This is a genomic window from Paenibacillus sacheonensis, assembly GCF_009909195.1.
Classification (GTDB): domain Bacteria; phylum Bacillota; class Bacilli; order Paenibacillales; family Paenibacillaceae; genus Paenibacillus_Z; species Paenibacillus_Z sacheonensis.
The window spans coordinates 391,353-409,109 of the sequence record NZ_JAAAMU010000006.1; the positions used below are offsets into that span (position 1 = coordinate 391,353).

The following is a 17,757-nucleotide window of genomic DNA, read 5'->3' on the forward strand; positions in this document are numbered from 1 at the left end:
CCGCTAGTAGAATGGAACGGGGAATGCCTCCGCGAAAGCTTTCCCCATGGCTGGTCAACGACTCGGACTCGGCGAAAGCCCTATGATTTGGCGAGCAGCTTGTTGGCTTTCTCCGCGGCCTGGTCGAGCGCCTTCTGCGGGGTCGTCTTCGGATCGAGAATCGCCTTCTCGATGGCTTCCCTGATGATCTTCGCGACTTCCGGATAGGCATTCTCCATCGGGCGCGGTCTGGCGTATTCCAATTGATCCACGGCCACCTTGAACTGCGGGAACTCGGCAAAATGCGCCTTCAGCTCGTCGCTCTCCACCGCGGACATCCGGGTCGGCAGGTAGCCGACATGCTTATGCTGGTAAATGGTGTTTTCCTTCGACGTCATCCATTTGAGGAATTCCCAAGCCGCCTGCTTCTCTTCGTCGCTGCTCTTCGAGGTAATGACAAGCTGGCAGCCGCCGGTCGGCACGCCGTAGCTGACGTTGGAAGGCATGAATGCCGTATCCATCTCGAAGCCGTTGCCCTTCGCGATCTCCAAGCTGCCGGTTACGCCGGCCGTCGAACCGAACTTGAAGGCCGACAGCTGGTTGGCCCAGTCTTTGTCCGCGGTCGGACCCGCTTCGTCGCCCATCGGGATCTTGATCAGCCCTTCGGTGGACAGCTTCTTCCAGAACTCGACCGGCGCTACGCCTTCGGGCGAATTGAACGCCGCCGACTTGCCGTCGTCGCTCAGCATTTTGCCGCCGCTTTGAGCCACGAGGCCTTCGTAGTACCAGATATCGGCCGGCACGGTCATGCCCGTCTTGCCTTTCTTCTTCAAGACGCGGGAATATTGCTCCAGCTCGTCCCATGTTTTCGGGCCGGCCGGGTCGAGCCCGGCGTCTTTGAGCATGGTGACGTTCTTGTACAGGATCGGGGTACTGCGCATGAACGGCAGGCCGTAGAGCTTGCCGTCCACGTAGGCATTGCCCATCAGACCCGGATTGAAGTCGTCCAGCTTCAGCTGATCTTTATCTCGCTCCGCATACGTCGTCAACTCTTCCAGCATGCCGGAGTGGGCGAATACGCCGGTGGACGAGATTTCGAGATCGGTGACCGCCGGCGCGTTGCCTGCCGCGAAGGCCGCTTGTACTTTGGCGTGAAGATCCTCGTAGTTGCCTTGGAACTCGGCTACGACTTCGATTTTATCCTGCGACTCGTTGAAGGTCTGAACCATGTGCTTCTTCGCTTCTTCGATCTTGTCTCCGAACGCGTACCAGTATTTGATGACGATCTTCTTGGAGGCGTCGGCATTCTCCGGCTTCGCTTCGCTGCCGGCGACGTTGCCGGCGGCATTGCCCGCCGCCGCGTTCTTGTCCGCGTTCGCGCCGGCATTCGCGCCTGCGCTCGTGTCGTTCGTGTTCGCTTCGCCCGCTCCGCAAGCCGAAAGCACCCCTGTCATCAGCATCGCCAGCGTCACTGCAGTAAGCTTCTTAACCATTGTCCCATCCTCCACCTTTTCTTCTCCTGAGTTACGATCGCGGGCGCAAAAAAAGAAACCTTAATCCTGCCGAGGACAGCATGCATGTCCTCGCGCGGATAAGGTTTCTCCACTACTCCAACCGATCGCTATTTACTTTTCATAACGAATGATACAGAAGGTTCGTTAACGCCGTGTTAGCGGTTTGCAAAGATTATGTGGATTTTCATCCTTCGACACTTAACTAGGCTTATCGGAACTTATATGATCCGCCGGTCCTTCGTCTGCTCGGATGCAGGACCGGCGTCTCGCCACAGCTCGGGCTTGGACGTCGATATCGCGGCCGCCCCATACCGGAGACATTCCTCGATGTGACCCTGCTCGTACAGCAAGCCCCCGGTAATGATCGGCAGCGAGGTGAACGCCTTTACCTTGCCGATCATGTCGGGGATGCGGGCAGGCATGACTTCGATGACGTCCGGCTCGCTCTGGCCGAGGCTCTTGGCGATATTGTCCAACCCTTCGCTGTCGACGAGGAAGAACCGCTGAATGGTGACCAGACCCATTTTCTTGGCGGTTTTGATGACGTTCGTCTTCGTCGATATGATGCCGGTCGGCTTGATTACTTTCGCCAGATAGTCCAGTCCGTAATTGTCCGTGCTGAGGCCTCCGATTTTCTCCAGATGCAGGAAGACGGGGAAATGATGCTCCTTGAACACGTCCACGTAGCCTTTCACGACGCCGATATGTCCGGTCAACAGGAAGATGCCGCTTATTTGGCTGCGCAGCGACAGGGCGATCTCGATATGCCTCGGGTCCTTGATGGAAGCGATCGTTCGATGTTCGGCCAGGCCTCTCAGGAAGGCGGCATGGTTCGCGGCGTTCGCGGCGTTCTTCGTCCCTTTCGCCTCCATTATCGAGGCTGCGCCGCCGTGACGGAGATATCGGACCGACGGTCCGACTCTTGTCCGCGCGCTTCCGGAGTAGGGTGAAAATGCGAGATATGCAGATGCATCGTGGCCGCGTGCGCCATCATGTCCGCGTCCATCATGTCCACTTCGGAGATCCGCAGCCGCTCCCCTTCGAGCTCCACGATCCGGAATCCGGGTTGATCCAGACAGGCCGCGATCTGCACGAAGGTCCAGTTGTTCCGGGCGACGATCGAATTCACGTGCGTATGTCCGTTGAAATAGACGCCCGTTCCTTCTTTGCGGTTCAAGATCCGCCACATGTCGATGCTCGGATGGATGGAGCCTTTGTCGATCTCCGACCGTACCGTCGTTTGATACACGGGATGATGCCCGAAGACGAGCAGCGGCTTCGTCCCGGATTCCTCCACCCGCTCCTCCAGCCAGTGCAGCTGCTCGTCGTCCATCCAGCCGCTCCAGTCGGCGGTATTCATCTCTCTGGCCGTATCCAGGAAGACCAGCATCGCCTCGTCCGTGTCGATCGACCGGTAGCGCTGCTGCCCCGTGATCGCCAGCACCTGCTCGCGCGGCTGCGAGTACACGTCATGATTGCCCAGCACGTGGATGAATGCCCGGTCCTCGCGCCGCAGCAGCGCGCTGACCTCCCGCAGCTCCGACGGCGATCCGAAATTCGTCAGGTCTCCAAGCGATATATGCAAATCGGCGTCCGTATTCATAAAGTGATCCAGCAAGGTATGGTAGAAAGCAGTCCTAGCCTCCGGCAGTCCGGGAATCGCTGCATCGATCTCGTGATAATGCAAGTCGCCCATCAGAACCAATCTCATAACGTTTCTCCTCCTGGGAATCCAAATTTACCTTTCATCTCCATGCTAGAGCTCATTTATTGCTTGTCCATTAAGCCGACAAGTAGATATTGTAAACGTTTATGAAAGGAAGAAAGGAAATAGACCTTCCGAGGATCGGTTCATCACGCATGCAACGCAAAGGCAGCCAGCTCCTTGAACCTCGGGCTGACTGCCTGTACTCGCGCTTGCATGATTACTCGCATGGACTGCTTGCACCGACTCGTCAGTCGCCGTTTACTTTGCGATACAGCTTGTTGTCCCATCCATCCAAGCTTGGCGCGTGGTCGTATGCGAGCCAGATATCCATCGTCCCGCGCGAACGATTGTTCCAATACGGGTAAGGAATGGCCATGAGCGGACGGCCGTCCGCGTCTTGCGTTCGGAGGATAACGGCCCCGTCGAAGAAGTCGGCGTCGTACCGCGTCTCGAATACGGGCGATCGGGGGAGCTTGCGATTCAAGCGCACCTGCTTATCCAGCGCCTCGCGCGCGTAGTTGACGACGCCGTTGTCGTAACGCTCGTTATCCATAGACTCCAGGCAGTAGAGCATAGGCCCGCGTCTGATTGCCGCCCGTCCGGCATGGGTGGTGACGTTCGGATGCGCTCCGATCAGGTCGACGGACAGCTCGAAATCCACTCGGATGACGTCGTCCTTGCCCCATGTCCGGTTCAGCACGGCATAACCGTTCATGATATGGCAGGCTGCCGCTTCGCCGTTGACGGCGATGTCGTACCGCGCGCACCACTCGGGAATCCGCACGCGAACATCGAACTTCGCCTCCCGTTCCGGCATGACCGAGATCTCCACCGCCCCGTCCCATGGATACCGGGTTTGCTGTTTCAACCGAACCGGCATCTCGCCGATGCGCAGCGTGCTCTCGCTCGCGATGAATAAATTGACATAAGCGCCGTTCGCATCCTGCGCGTAAATATAGGAAGCCATTTCAGGCAGCAGCTTGATGATCATCGGCGGGCAGCACGGACAGGAATGCCATTCCCATCGATTGTGGCCGCCGTCGCTGACGAGCGGGTTCTCGTAAAAGTATTTATGCCCGTTCATGGATCTTCCCGCGAGCACGATATTGTACAGAATCGTTTCCAGTTTATCGATGTAACGGCTCTCCCCGGTCGCGAGAAACAGATTCCAGCTGAAGAAGCCCAAGCCTGCGCCCGCGCAGGTTTCCAAATACCCGTCGTCCGGGAGCTCGTAGTCGCCGCCGAACTTCTCGTCATGGTGAATGGCCCCGACGCCGCCGGTAATATGCGACTTGCGGTAGGCGATACTATCCCACAGCTTCCTGGCCGTTTCCAAATACGGAGCTTCCCCGGTCGACAGATACAGCGACGTCAAGCCCGCGTAGAGCAGCGTCGCGCGCACCGCGTGCCCGACCGCTTCGTCCTGCTCCAGCACCGGCTTATGGTCTTGGGCATATTCGCCGTCGTGGGAGACCCTGCCCTCGTGATTGCCCCGGTTATGGATCCAGAACGCAGCCAAATTCAAGTAATCGGAAGCTTCGAATGGCAGGCTCAGCCGGTCCGCAAGCTCCGGCTCGTCGAGAGCCAGCTGGTACAGCTTGAGCACCGCTTCTTCAGGCAGCGAATGCGCCGGGACGATATTGCGCTTGGGCGGCGGCCCCATCAAGCCGCTCATATGATTGGCGAATCGGACCGCGACCTCGAGAAGCGACGTCTTGCCCGTCGCCCGGTAATGATGGACGGCGGCTTCGATGAGGCAGCCCGCGTTGTACACGTCGTGCTGCCAGCGCAGCATGCCTCCGTTATCGCCCCATCGCTGGTTCGGACGGTCAAGCAGCGTGTACGTGTTGATGTAGCCGTCGCCTACGGCCTGCTGCGCCGCGGCGATCTTCGCGATGATCGCATCGACTCTGCGATCCAACGCTTCATCGGGATGGACGGCCAGAATATCCGAGATGCCGCGAATCGTTTCGTAGAGCAGCCCGTCGAACCACGGCTCTCCGCTATGATAGCTTTCGGGCCCGGCGCCTGCGGCTACGAAATCGAAATTGCGCAGCGTTCCGTCCTGCTCGAATTTATTCAGCACGTCATGGACGGTCGTGTCGCGCAGCACCTTTAATTTCGGTCCCCAGAAGGAATCGTCGATGCTGACGGCTCGGACGGGCAGATTGCGAATCGTCTGATACTCGTAGGTTGTCGGCCGCATCGGTGCAAGCGTCGTTTGATTGGACAAGGAGAACACCTCTCTGCTTCTTAGTGGATCATGAACGGTTTAGTCTTCGCTGCCGAGCCATGCGCGCAGCCCGAGGGCGACCGTATCGGCCGCATGCGCCGCAGCGGCGCGTACTTCGTCCGGCGCGTGGGACATCGCGATGCTGCGGGAGCAAGCCCGGAACATCGCCAGATCGTTGAAGGAATCGCCGATGCAGGCCGTATCCGCTTGCGCGATGCCGAGCAGCTCCATTAACGCTTCCGCGGCCGAGCCTTTATCGACGCTGCCGGGCATGACGTCGACGCCGTCCGGATCGGAGAACGATGCCGTGATGCGGCTGCCGTATTGCTCCCGCAGCTCCTCGAGCAAGATTTGCAGCGCTGGAATCTCGCCGTACACGGAAAATTTCGTGATCTTCATTCCGCCTGCGATGTCTGCCGCGAGCTGCTTGCGCTCGCGCAGCGGCGTCAAGAATCGCTTGCCTACTTGCTCGGCCTTCGGATTCAGGTCTGCCGCGTAATTGCCGTCCGATCCGCAGACGACGGGGACGAGTCCCTCCCGGTCCGTAAATGCGAGAACGGACAACGCCAGGTCCGCCTCGTAGCGGAACGACCGAATCGCATGGCCGTCCAGGCCGACGAGATCGGCGCCGTTCTGGCAGATCGCGTAGCAGGGCACCTCGAGCAGGTCCATGACCTGCTTGATCTCCGCGTGCATGCGGCCGGAGGCGAGCGCGATAACGACGCCTTGCCGATGCGCCTCCCGAATCGCCTCGATATCTTCATCCCGGATTTGCTTACGGCTGTCCATTAAGGTGCCGTCGATATCCGATAGAAACAGTTTCCTTCGTGGTTGATCATGAGCCGCCATGCGGGACGTTCTCCTTCCATTTGCTTCTTGCCGCTAAGCCGATCCGGCCATCGTGGCGAGCAAGATAGCGCGAATCGAGTAATAGTGTTGGTAGAATTCGTAGAGTAGGTAGAGTAATAGAGTTAAATAGATAGAGCGATAGAATTAGTAAAGTCGATAGAGCATTGAAATAGGCGACTAATAGAGTAAGAACAATACATGCAGAAATCCGCTGATCCACAGATTAGTAACGTTAACATTAACGATAATGTAAAGTTACCACCCCGCAATTTGGCTGTCAATCCGCCTATACGACTCATTTCCCGCGATTCACCGCAGGCGATTCCCATTCACGGTGAGTCGGGGTGCTTCGCTCTCTACTCGTTCTCTCTACTAGTGCTCTCTACCCGTCCCCTCTGCCCGACGGCTTCGTGCTGTCCCGCAATATCAGCGCCGTATCGATCACGTCGCGATAGCTTTCCTTGGCGCCCGGATGGTTGATTTTGTGCAGCAGGATATCCACCGCCCTCTTGGACATTTTGCCTTTGGAATTGCTGATGGACGACAGTTGGAACGGTAGGAACATCCGCGACTGAATGTTATCGAACCCGATGACGGCATAGTCCCCGGGAACCCGATAGCCGTATTTCTGCAGCACGTACACCGCTTCCCAGGCAATCACGTCGTTGAACGCGAAAATCCCCGTAAAATCCGCCTTCTGCTCGATCAGCTGCTTGACGATCTTTCGCGTATCCCCCGCCGTCGGCTCGACCTCGATAATGAGATCTTCCCGCACGGGCAATCCGGTCTCCCGATAGGCCCGCAAGAATCCCGCCAACCGTTCCCGGGCGCTCGAGATGCGGCTCGGCCCATTCAGATACAGCACGCGCTCATGACCGCTCTCCAGCAGATGCTTGGCAGCCAAATACCCGCCCTTCTCGTCGTCGCAGATCACATAGTCGAATTCCGGTTCGTCTTCGAACCTTCGGCCGATGAGCACGAACGGAACGCCGTTCTTCTTCAAGATCCGAATCGTGTCCGCGCTGCGCTGGGAGGGGCATATCAGGATGCCGTCCACGTTTTTGCCGATGGCGGTATAGATCGCTCGCTCCTCCAGCTCGTGGTCGTCCTCGGTATTGATCACGAAGATGGTGTAATGATGCTTGCGCGCCGCCTTCTCGATCTCCTTGACCATGATGCCGAAATGCGGGTTCGCCACGTCGCTGACGATGACCGCGATCGTCTTCGTAAGTCCCGACCGAAGCGAGCCGGCTAGCGCGTTGCCGACGTAACCCATTTCTTTCGCCAGGTCCTTGATCATTTGGCGGGTCGCTGCCGCGATGTCTTCTTTGTCCTTCAACGCCCGCGAAACCGTGTTGACCGACAGCCCCGCTTGCAGCGCCAAATCCCTGAGCGTTACCTTTTTCCCATCCATGCTCTATCTCCTTCAGGATCCCATGTCTATGAAAACAAACTCCGCCATGCCCGTTATAAAAAAACATAGAGAGCTTAGCACTCCGTCTATTTTGGCGTCAATCGCATGGGCTCGCGGACTTAAGATTCGTAATGATACTATCAAAATGATGATTACAGGTACTTCTGCAAGTTGTTGAACACGACGGCATATCCGTTCGGAAGCATGTGAATCCCGTCGATGCCATACGCCTCTTTTAAATCCCCCTCTGCATCCATGAGTCCCTCGTTGACGTCGATGAACGCATAACCGTGCTTCGCCGTCAGTTGCGCAATGGCTCGGTTCGCCTCTTGAATCGCCTCATTCGTTCGCTTTCGAAACACTTCTTCCATCGATTCTCTCGGCACGTAAGGAAATTCCGCCTTCGCATTCACGGGATAATACGCCATCACGTAAACCTCGCATGCCGGAAGGCGCTTGCGAATTCTGGTCAATATGTCGTCGTAGTTCGCAAGCAGACGCTCCAGCTCGTAGTCCGGGGCGCTAAGATCGTTGGTACCGATGTTGATGAACAGCTTGGCGGGTTCCAGCTCGAAGATGCAGGCCTCCATGGACGCCAGCAATTCCGCCGACACGTAGCCGGCAATGCCGCGATTATAGATGCATTCCCTGCGGCCGGCCGCCTGCAGGAGCTCGTGAATCGGGAAAAATTCCATTAGCGACGAGCCCGCCAGCACGGTCTGCCCTTTGCGCGCCATCCCGTTAAGAATGGTGTATTTTCTTACCTTCTCCTGCTTCTCGTCATATGCTTCGACCGGCATAACGGCCGGCTCCCGCTGCTCCTCGCCAATGGCTGCAGGAAAATGATCGTGATTATCCGATAATGTCATTGATTTCGCTCCCTCTCCCTATTGCGACAGTTGATATGCTCCCTTATTTCCGAATATGCTTCCAGTTAGGAGGCAGGTTAATATCCTCGATATGCGCATAGCTTTCGGCGATAACTTTGCCCGTGTTGTCTATTCGAAATGTCATTCGATCCTTGCCTACGCTAAGATGAGGACCTACATAAGGGATTACCGTAACGACTACGTCCAGATGCGAACTGAAGCTCTCGATTTCCAAACGGTTTCCGCCCAGAAACGGGGCGAATGTCGGTGTCTCCGTCAGCTTATCCTTGTAATAGTTTCCAACCTGAGCTTGTATTTCAGGCGCTAATAAGGTCAGTATGGCTCTTTGGCAAGGCAGATCGGCGGTTGCCGCGCTTACTTGGGGAGCAAATAACAGCGTGCACACGAATACTGTTCCGTATGCCCATTTTGAATATATCATCCTCTCACCTCATGCGGTTAATTTATCCATGGGGGTCGGATGTTAATCACGTCTACTTGCGCAACAGCTGTTCTAGAATTGGAAATTTGCGTGACTTCAGCATAGCGGGAATGCGCCGGACGATAGCCCGAGTTCGCCGGCCTGCTTCCGCCGGAACCGTTGCCGTCATCCCGCATACCGTTAGCTTCGCTTCAATATCGGGCAGATGTTCAGCTCCTTCTAACGATGGATCGCAAAATCGGCCACGCTGCAGTCCCATATCATGTGAACGGAACCCGGCCCCCAGTAATCCTGCACGGTTGCACAAGGCGGGCCGAATTTATGCATCCACTTGGCTTGGGCTTTGCGAAACCCGCTATCCAGACAAAAACGATCGATTCCTCGTTCAGCCAGCCGGCCAGCCATCGCATGAATAAGAGCAGAAGCAATTCCCTGTCCTTGAAGATCCGGAAGCACGTAGATACTGCCGATCTCGCATACATGCTTCAACCGCTCGCCGGCACATTTGACAATGTCAGCATTGCAAGGCCCTGACGAAACGATACCGACAATCGTATCGTTCATGCGGGCAACAAGAAATCGAACCGCCGTACCAGTCGTGAAAGCATCATGCATCCTATGTCTCTTGCCTACGAGCTCTTGCTGGATTTCTTCGTGGAACCCGACCAATCCCTCCTCCTCGAAGGCGTAGGGAATACATCGCCTGAACAGCTCTTCGGCATGCTCCATATCGGAGGGCGCCAATTCATTGATCTCGAGCACCTTGTTCAACTCCGTCCACAATAAGCTATAATAAGAGCAACGCACGAAGAACTTAACGAACGAGGGGAACTTATGAACCGTAACGATTTTGTACCGATTATACTCGGCAGCGACGAGAATGCCTATGGCAATGTGAGAATTATCCATGAAACCTACGGCATCAAGCCGCTCCTGCTCTGCACGCGGCTGTTGATTCCCACCATGAACAGCAAGCTGTTCGATCTCATTCAAATCGACCGCTTCGACCAGGAAGACGTCTTCCCGGGCGCGTTGTTGTCCATCTTGGAGAAACAAGCCTCCCCGAACAAGAAGCTGATCGTTATTCCTTGTTCGGATTATTATGCCGGCATGTTGTCGCGCCACTATAGCAAGTTCAAAGGGCTGATCGCCAACCACTTCCTATCCGACACGCTGCTCGAAACGCTCGATACGAAGGACAAGTTCTACGAACTGTGCGAGCGGCATGGGCTGGACTATCCGAAAACGGTCGTTTGCGAGCCGCATGACCGCGAGGACGCGCTGGAACGCATGGATTTCCAATTTCCGATCGTCGTCAAACCGGAGAACAGCAATGCCTACGAGTACTTGCATTGCCATTTCGAAGGCAAGAAGAAAGTATTCTTCTTCAATAAACGAGAAGATTATCTCGCGATGGTCCGCAGCATGAATACATCCGACTATACCGGCAAGCTGATCCTGCAAGAGTTCATTCCCGGCGGCGACAGCGCCATGCGCGTGATCAACAGCTACTCCGACGACCATGGCAAAGTGAAAATGATGTGTCTCGGCCAGCCCGTGCTCGAAGAGTACGCACCGAAGACGCTCGGCAACTACGCCGCGATCATCAGCCGCTCCGATATGGCCATCTACGAGAAGATCAAGGCGTTCTTGGAGGAAATCGGTTATGTCGGATTTTCCAACATCGACATGAAGTTCGACAGCAGGACGGGCAAATACATGATGTTCGAGATCAACCCGCGTCTGGGCAGAAGCAGCTTGTTCGTCCGCGCGGCCGGATTGAACATGCTCTCGGCGCTCATCGATCAAGCGGTTTACGGCAAAGACGCCGCTTGCGTATACGGCCAAGCGACCGCGCTGTGGACGAACGTGCCGAGAATGGTACTGAAGCGCTACGTCACCGATCCGGCGTTGTCGGCCGAGATCAATCAGCTGTACGGCCAGAAGAAAGTCATCCGTTCGCTCTATTACGGCAAGGACCTGAATGCGAAGCGGCTCATCAAAATCTCGCGGTATTTCTTCGGGCACGTCAACAACTATCGGCGCTATTACTTCGATAAAGGACAAGCTTCGTTCGAGGAACTTAACGGCTTGGACGGCTAGGAAAACGACGGCCACCTGCAGCGGAGGATATTTTCAGAGATAAGCGAGATAGAAACAAGGATGCATGGGTATACAGGGGATAACCGTACAAGGTCCTCCCCTTGGCTGTCGAGACAATCAAAATGAGCGATCTTCATTGAGCTGTTGATTGCTAGTTGCTGATTGCTGATTGCTGATTGCTGATTGCTGGTTATGCTGATTGCTAATTGCTGATGCAGTCAAGTATCCGTATGCCTGCATTCGGGAATCAACCCAGACAACACGCAGCTAACGATTGTACCGAGCGCTAATCGGCTCAAAATGTCCATTTTAAACCGCTAACGGCTGCCAGAAGGCTTATTGTGAGATTTCCCTCGCAAATCCGGTCTCTAAACGCCAAATAACGTCTGCCAGAAGCGTTAGCGTTTTTTTAGCCCCATATTTGGAGGAATAGCGATCCTGACAACCGTTAGGCCTTAGCCTGCATTTACGCTGAACGATCGGCAGCTTGGTTTTGCTGAGCTCCGCGGTCATGCATCGCGCCCTTCTAATCGGCTTATTCTCCCTCTGAAATCCCAGATCGATTGAACCCAAAAACTAAAAATAGAAACCCGCCGTTTAAAACCGCGGGTTTCCCTTTAATCTAGGGGAAGACCTTGCGAGGTCGTCCCCGTTTCTATTTTTGAAAGCAAACGTGCTTGCTCGTCTCCCGGTTCACGGCTCTCGCTGCCCGTTCCAATTACAACGATACACCCAAAAACCCGCGCGTGAATTGGAAATCCACGTTCCCCTGCGCGAAGAGACGCGGTGTATAGCGATGCTCGATCGTTTGCTTGCATCGCTCGAGCATCTGCTGCGGCCACGTGCTCGGATCGCCTGCGAGCAGCAGATCCAAATCCTTGTCATCGTTCTGCCGCCCCGCCGATTCCGGTGCCGCCTGCAGCATCGGAATGAACGGGTGCACCTGCATCGGACGATCGCCGACCAGCGCGATCATGATTTCGACGCCCGTGGCGCCAAGGCCGGTTATCGTCTCTACCCAATGCTCGGTCGGCGTCTCCATGATATGGAAGCCATGGCGGCGGACACGCTCGCCATAGGCAATGGACGGCCGGACATCGGAACCGAGCGCTAACCGTTGTCCGTAAGCCGCCGCTGACAGCAGCCCGCTGTTCTGAGGCACCACGACCACGCCGCCTGCGCCCACGATCATTTGGGTCAGCTTCGCCAGCTGCTCTCCCGCCTCATCGGAGATCGCTCCATCGCTTAGGATGCCGATTCGAAGTCCTTGCAGGCCGACGGTTTCATTCTCGCCCGCGCTGCCTGCTGCCAATTGGTCCGCGAACCAATCCTCGACCTTCTGCGTCACCTTCGTAATTCCGCCGTCCAGCTGAATGCTGGCAAAACCAAGACGCCCCGCGTCTACGCCCATCTCTTCCATCTCGTGCCGCATGAAATCGTTGTGGGTTTTCTCGCAGCCATGCTCGAGCAGCAGGCAATGCCGCACCATCGGATGGCTGGCATAACCGATCATCGTCCGCGCATACAGCTCTTCCGCTTGACCTCCCGAGTTTCCGCAGCCTTCCGTATGGGCCAAAGCCACGAACCGCGAAATCACTGGCTGTCCGGCACCTTGTTTGTTGAGCCGCTGCGTGATCATATTGGCCACCTGTCCGGCGCACAGGCTGGTGGGCAGGATCAAGCCGATATTGTCGCTGGACCGGCCGTCTTGATGACGGGAAAAGGTAAATTCGATCGGCCTTTCCACCGCGCCCGCATCCGCTTGGATGGCGATCGGCTCTCCCGTCGGCACAAGGGGATGGAGCAGCGTTTCCAGCCGGGTGGCGTCATTTTGCTGCCAATTGCGCCAGATCTGCACCTGGGAATGGCCCGCCTTCTCGCCGACGCTGCGCTTGCCCGAGGCAATTTGGAGGGTCAGATCGAAGACCTCCCGACCGAGCTCCTCCATGGCCGTGCCTTCCAAATACCGGCCCGCGTTGACATCCATATCATTGGACAGCAATTGGAAGCGCGTCGTCGTCGTGACGACCTTGACCGTCGGCACGTACGGGAAGTTCGTGATCGAGCCGTTGCCCGTCGTAAAGAAAATCATATTGCAGCCAGCGGCGACCTGTCCCGCGATGCTCTCGAGGTCGTTGCCGGGACTGTCCATGAAATAAAAGCCGCCGTCCTTCATGAGTTCTCCGTACTCGGTGGCATAATCGAGGCGAGTGACGGGATCCTTCTTGCGCGCCGCGCCGATGGATTTGAGATAAATGTTATAGAGTCCGCGGTATTTGTTGCCGCCGGACGGATTGCCTTCCGCGCTCGACCCATGCCAGGACGTCCGCTCCCGGAAACGGTTCACCAGCTCCAGGAACTTGCGGGCGGTTTCCACGCTGCGTACCTTCGACAGGACGTAGGGCTCCGCACCGATCAATTCATCGGTTTCCGCCAAGCTGGCAGCGCCGCCGTACCGCACCAATTCTTCGGACAGCCAGCCAAGAAGCGGATTCGCCGAAATGCCCGAGAAGGCATCCGAGCCGCCGCACTGCAGGCCGATCTTCAGGTTGCTGATGGATTCGCTCGTCCGCTGCATCGCATTGACCGCAGGCAGCCATTCGCGCACGATCGCTTCGCCTTGAGCCAGGTTCGCTTCAAAACCGCCCTGCAGCGATACGAATCGGTGCAGCACGTCATGGATGGGATAGCCTTGCTCGCGCAGATAGGACGCCACCATTGCATTGGTTACCGCTTCATTGCCATAATCGACAACCAAGACCGCGCCGACGTTGGGATTCACCATAAATCCGGCAAGCGTCCGCAGCAGCAGATCCAAGTTATTCGGCTTCTCGGTGCCGCCTTCCGTATGCGCCGCAGGCACGATGCCGTCGATATTGGCGTAGTTCTTCAAATCACCTTGCAAACGAGCGGCGAGCTGCTTCACGTAGCTGCCCGTGCGAGAGGTCGTCCCGAGCAGAACCACATGGTTGCGCGTGCCGACGCCTCGTTCTTCGCAGCGGCGATAGCCCATGAACGTACGCGTCTCCGCGTATGCGGGAGCTGCCGGGGCAGGCTGAAAGCCCGCTTCGTCCAGCACGTACGGAGGCACGTGGTCTTCAAAGTTCGGCTCCGCCGGAAGGGCGAATGTCAGCTGACGCACGCTAAGCTCGTGCAAGACCGAGTCGTTGACCACGTAGTGGCCGGGCGGGATCGCTTGAATCGCCGCGCCGAAAGGCATTTCCCAAGACAGCAGGTCCTCGCCGGGAGCAATTTCCTTGACCGCAAAACGATGCCCCTCCATAACGGTATAATCCAGGGTTAACGTCCGGCCCTCGTAATGAATGACGGTGCCCGCATCCAGTTGGCGGGTCGCGACGGCACAGTTGTCCCCGGGCAAAGGGAGTCTGGCAGCTTCATCGAATCGGTAAACGGTGTTCATTGATTTCACGCTCCTATTAAATGACTGTCTGATAACTGATTCAGATCTGGTTTACTATAGTAAACGCTTTCAGATTGTTGAAATAGAAGCAGAGCCGTAATCGAGCTCTGTCTATATCCGATTATATACTATGTCATACAAAACGATATACAGATGTCGCCACTATTTTCCTAGAAACGAGCTGATCGTTCAACGTGCATCCGAACGGACGCCTAGCGCCTAACGGTTGTCAGCGTCGCAATTCCTCCAAAAATTGGGCTAAATAAACGCTAACGGTTATGGCAGACGTTAGTTGGCGTTTAGAGACCGGATTTGCACGGAAAATCCCGCAAAAGCCTCCTGGCAGCCATTAGCGATTTAAAAGGGGGATTTTGAGCCGATTAGCCACCTGTACAATCGTTAGCTCGCAACGTGATCAGAAACGCGGTTTGTCTGCTGTGCAGTTCGGCAGTTCGATCATGTACGGATATAGATGGTTACTCCATGCTAGCTTGTTCTTTATACTCGCGGTCCTTCGTACTCGGGGGATTGAGCGAGAAGAAAGACTAGACGCCAAATTCACGCGACAAGAACGAAGGCCATGCCGGAATTCCGGCATGGCCTTCTTGTTCTCTAAGATATCCCTCTGACTTCCCTCAATGCGCTTCCTGCACCCGCGAACGGTCGCGCTTCTGCAGCAAATACCCGACGCCGATGACGAGCAGCCCGCAGACGAACGGGAACGCGCTGTCCGCCCAGTCCGCCACCTTGCCGATCGCCTTCGCCAGCGTTTCGTTCTCCTCCAGCATCTCGCCGGCGGTGTAACCCAGAATGCCCGCGCCAAGGAAGACGAAGATCGGGAACTTATGCAGCACGGCCATGATCAGCTGGCTGCCCCAAACGATAATCGGAATGCTGAGCGCGACGCCGATCGCCATGATCCAAATCCGATTCTCCGCAATGGACGCAATGGCAAGCACGTTATCGAGGCTCATGATGAAGTCGGCCACGACGATCGTACGGATCGCTTTCCAGAGCGACTGCGCGCCTTCTATGTCCTTGCTCTCCCCGTCGTCCTTCAGCAGCGATACGGCGACCCAGAACAGCATCAGCGCGCCCGCGATCTGAATGAACGGCACCTTGAGCAAATATACGGCAACCACCGTCAGCACGATCCGCAAACCGACCGCGGCCATCGCGCCCCACCATACCGCCTTCTGACGATGTTCTTTCGGCAGATTGCGGCTGGCCAGCGCGATAACGACGGCGTTATCGCCGCTCAATACGAGGTTGACGAGCAAAATTTCCATGATTAGTAAAAATAGTTCCATACGCTAACTCCTTACCGAAGCCTGAATTCGACAGCAGTTTATTATCGCACAGTTCAATCAGGGTTGTCTATTTTAGCCTGCTTCGATGGCGGCGTTCCCGCTAAGCGGGCTTCCCGTCGCTTCGGACCGGCCCTGCGAATGCCGATACAGCTCCTCGTAATAGCCGCCCCGCTGGAGCAGCTCGCGATGCGTGCCTTCCTCGACGATTTCGCCTTGGCGCATGACGAGAATCCGGTCCGCGCCCATGATCGTGGACAAGCGATGCGCGATGACCAGCGTCGTCCGTCCTTCGGAGACGACCGCCAGCGCCCGCTGGATAAGCTGCTCGGAATGGGAGTCGAGATTCGCCGTCGCCTCGTCCAGGATCAGCACCTTGGGCTTGAACACGATGATCCTTGCAAACGAAATCAACTGTCGTTCGCCCGCGGACAACCCGCTTCCCCGCTCGGACAGCAGCGTATCATAGCCTTCCTTCATGCCGGCGATCAGCGCATCCGCCCCGACGAGCCTGCACGCTTCGATGACTTCCTCGCGGGAGACAGTATCGTCGAACAGCCGGACGTTGTCGACGATGCTGCCGGAATACAGATACGGCTCCTGCTGAACGAGACCGATTAACCGGTGGAGCTTCTCCTGCGGCATGTCGCGGACGTCGATGCCGTCAATGGCGACGCTGCCTTCCTTCACGTCGTAGAACCGGCAGAGGAGGCTGATCAGCGAGCTCTTGCCCGCGCCGGTCGTGCCGACGATGCCGATCATTTCGCCGGGCCTCACGTGCAGGTCGAGGTGATGAATGACCGGCTGCCCATCCGTATACGCGAATTTTACCCCATTGAAGTCGATTTGACCCTTCACGCCGGATAATTCTACCGCCGCGCCCGGTTTATCCTGGATCTCCGGCACCGTATCGAAGATCGACCAGATCCGGTTCATGGACACCGATGCGGACAATAACGTATTCCACTGCTGGGTGATCGTGTTGATCGGCTGGAAGAATTGCCGGATGTACGTGATGAACGCGAACAGGACGCCGAAAGGCACCGAGTGGCCCAACACCGCATTGCCGCCGAGCCAGGTGACGAACGCCACCGACAGGTTGCCGAGCATGTCGAACGATCGGTTGAAGAGGACGTTGGTGCGAATCTCCCGCAGGTTGGAACGGAAGTACGTCTGGTTGCGCTCGGAAAACTGCCTTTGCTGCTCCTTCTCTTGGTGGAACACTTGGATGATGTGCATGCCGGCGAGATTCTCCGCTACGAACGCCACGAGCCGGGACAGATTCGTCCGCGTCATCTGATACGTCTTGCGCATGTAAGAACGGAACGCGATGGCGTTCAGCGCGATGATCGGCAGCAGGATCAGGCAGTACAGCGTCATGCGAACGTCCAGCTGGAACATCAGCACGATGATGAAGACGAGCGTCAATCCATCGCGGAACACGCTCAGCAGCACCTGGCTGAAGAATTGGTTGATCGTCTCCGTATCGCTCGATACATGGGTAATCAGACTGCCGCCGGGCACCCGGTCGAAGTAAGACATCGACTGCTTCGTAATATGGCGAAACAGATTCTTTCGAATGGAGCCGACGATGCTTTGCCCCGCATACTGGAGCAAATTGTTCTGCAAGTAAGTAAATATGAAGCCTGCCACCGACAGCAGGAGATAAATGCCGACGATCAGGAAGAGCGTGCTCGCGTTCTTGTCGCCCTTCGTGAGGTGGTCGTCGATGGCGATCTTGACCAGGTACGGCTGCAGCAAATCCGCCGCGATCGCCACGATAATACAGCCGAACACGCCGAGGAACGTCCAGCGGTGCGGCTTGGCATAATTGAACAGCCCCTTGTAAGCGGAGCGGTTATTGAACTTCTTCGGCGTCCCGGCGTCGGAACTTCCGGCCGGTTGTCCGGTATCCATC

General features: G+C 56.5%; 13 protein-coding genes. 1 reads left to right on the forward strand and 12 read right to left on the reverse strand.

Annotated features, from left to right (window positions below):
• Nucleotides 1–80: 80 nt before the first annotated feature.
• The 9 genes from GT003_RS14530 to GT003_RS14570 all read right to left on the reverse strand — a co-directional run bounded on the left by GT003_RS14530 (nucleotide 81) and on the right by GT003_RS14570 (nucleotide 9,770).
• Nucleotides 81–1,472: an ABC transporter substrate-binding protein gene (locus GT003_RS14530; protein WP_161698900.1), complete on the reverse strand. Its 1,392-nt coding sequence runs from the start codon at nucleotides 1,470–1,472 to the stop codon at nucleotides 81–83.
• A gap of 239 nt (nucleotides 1,473–1,711) precedes the next feature.
• Nucleotides 1,712–2,365, reverse strand: coding sequence for a glycerol-3-phosphate responsive antiterminator (locus GT003_RS14535; RefSeq protein WP_161698902.1), 654 nt, complete (start codon nucleotides 2,363–2,365; stop codon nucleotides 1,712–1,714).
• Nucleotides 2,365–3,204, reverse strand: coding sequence for a metallophosphoesterase family protein (locus tag GT003_RS14540; protein WP_161698904.1), 840 nt, complete (start codon nucleotides 3,202–3,204; stop codon nucleotides 2,365–2,367). Before GT003_RS14540 ends, GT003_RS14535 begins: the two co-directional genes overlap by 1 nt.
• A 244-nt stretch (nucleotides 3,205–3,448) precedes the next feature.
• Entirely contained in the window at nucleotides 3,449–5,434 is a 1,986-nt protein-coding gene (locus GT003_RS14545) for a glycoside hydrolase family 127 protein (protein WP_161698906.1), read from the reverse strand.
• A 39-nt stretch (nucleotides 5,435–5,473) separates the two neighbouring features.
• Nucleotides 5,474–6,283 (reverse strand): HAD family hydrolase, encoded by an 810-nt coding sequence (locus tag GT003_RS14550; RefSeq protein WP_161698908.1) that lies wholly within the window; start codon nucleotides 6,281–6,283, stop codon nucleotides 5,474–5,476.
• Between the two features lie 382 nt (nucleotides 6,284–6,665).
• Entirely contained in the window at nucleotides 6,666–7,697 is a 1,032-nt protein-coding gene (locus GT003_RS14555) for a LacI family DNA-binding transcriptional regulator (protein WP_161698910.1), read from the reverse strand.
• Nucleotides 7,698–7,849: 152 nt separating this feature from the next.
• Nucleotides 7,850–8,566 carry a GDSL-type esterase/lipase family protein gene (locus GT003_RS14560; RefSeq protein ID WP_161698912.1) on the reverse strand — a complete coding sequence of 239 codons (717 nt, stop codon included), beginning with the start codon at nucleotides 8,564–8,566 and terminating at the stop codon, nucleotides 7,850–7,852.
• Between the two features lie 43 nt (nucleotides 8,567–8,609).
• A complete protein-coding gene (locus GT003_RS14565) occupies nucleotides 8,610–9,008 on the reverse strand; it encodes a DUF3888 domain-containing protein (protein WP_161698914.1) in 399 nt (132 codons plus the stop codon).
• Between the two features lie 219 nt (nucleotides 9,009–9,227).
• A complete protein-coding gene (locus GT003_RS14570; protein WP_161698916.1) occupies nucleotides 9,228–9,770 on the reverse strand; it encodes a GNAT family N-acetyltransferase in 543 nt (180 codons plus the stop codon).
• Nucleotides 9,771–9,842: 72 nt separating this feature from the next.
• On the opposite strand from GT003_RS14570, the gene GT003_RS14575 reads away from it, so the two are divergent.
• Nucleotides 9,843–11,111, forward strand: coding sequence for a carboxylate--amine ligase (locus GT003_RS14575; protein WP_161698918.1), 1,269 nt, complete (start codon nucleotides 9,843–9,845; stop codon nucleotides 11,109–11,111).
• 718 nt (nucleotides 11,112–11,829) lie between these two features.
• Here the strand turns inward: GT003_RS14575 and GT003_RS14580 are convergent.
• The 3 genes from GT003_RS14580 to GT003_RS14590 all read right to left on the reverse strand — a co-directional run bounded on the left by GT003_RS14580 (nucleotide 11,830) and on the right by GT003_RS14590 (nucleotide 17,756).
• Entirely contained in the window at nucleotides 11,830–14,532 is a 2,703-nt protein-coding gene (locus tag GT003_RS14580; protein ID WP_161698920.1) for a UxaA family hydrolase, read from the reverse strand.
• 635 nt (nucleotides 14,533–15,167) lie between these two features.
• Nucleotides 15,168–15,842 (reverse strand): TerC family protein, encoded by a 675-nt coding sequence (locus GT003_RS14585; protein ID WP_161698922.1) that lies wholly within the window; start codon nucleotides 15,840–15,842, stop codon nucleotides 15,168–15,170.
• Nucleotides 15,843–15,914: 72 nt separating this feature from the next.
• Nucleotides 15,915–17,756 carry an ABC transporter ATP-binding protein gene (locus GT003_RS14590; RefSeq protein ID WP_161699134.1) on the reverse strand — a complete coding sequence of 614 codons (1,842 nt, stop codon included), beginning with the start codon at nucleotides 17,754–17,756 and terminating at the stop codon, nucleotides 15,915–15,917.
• Nucleotide 17,757 lies beyond the last annotated feature (1 nt).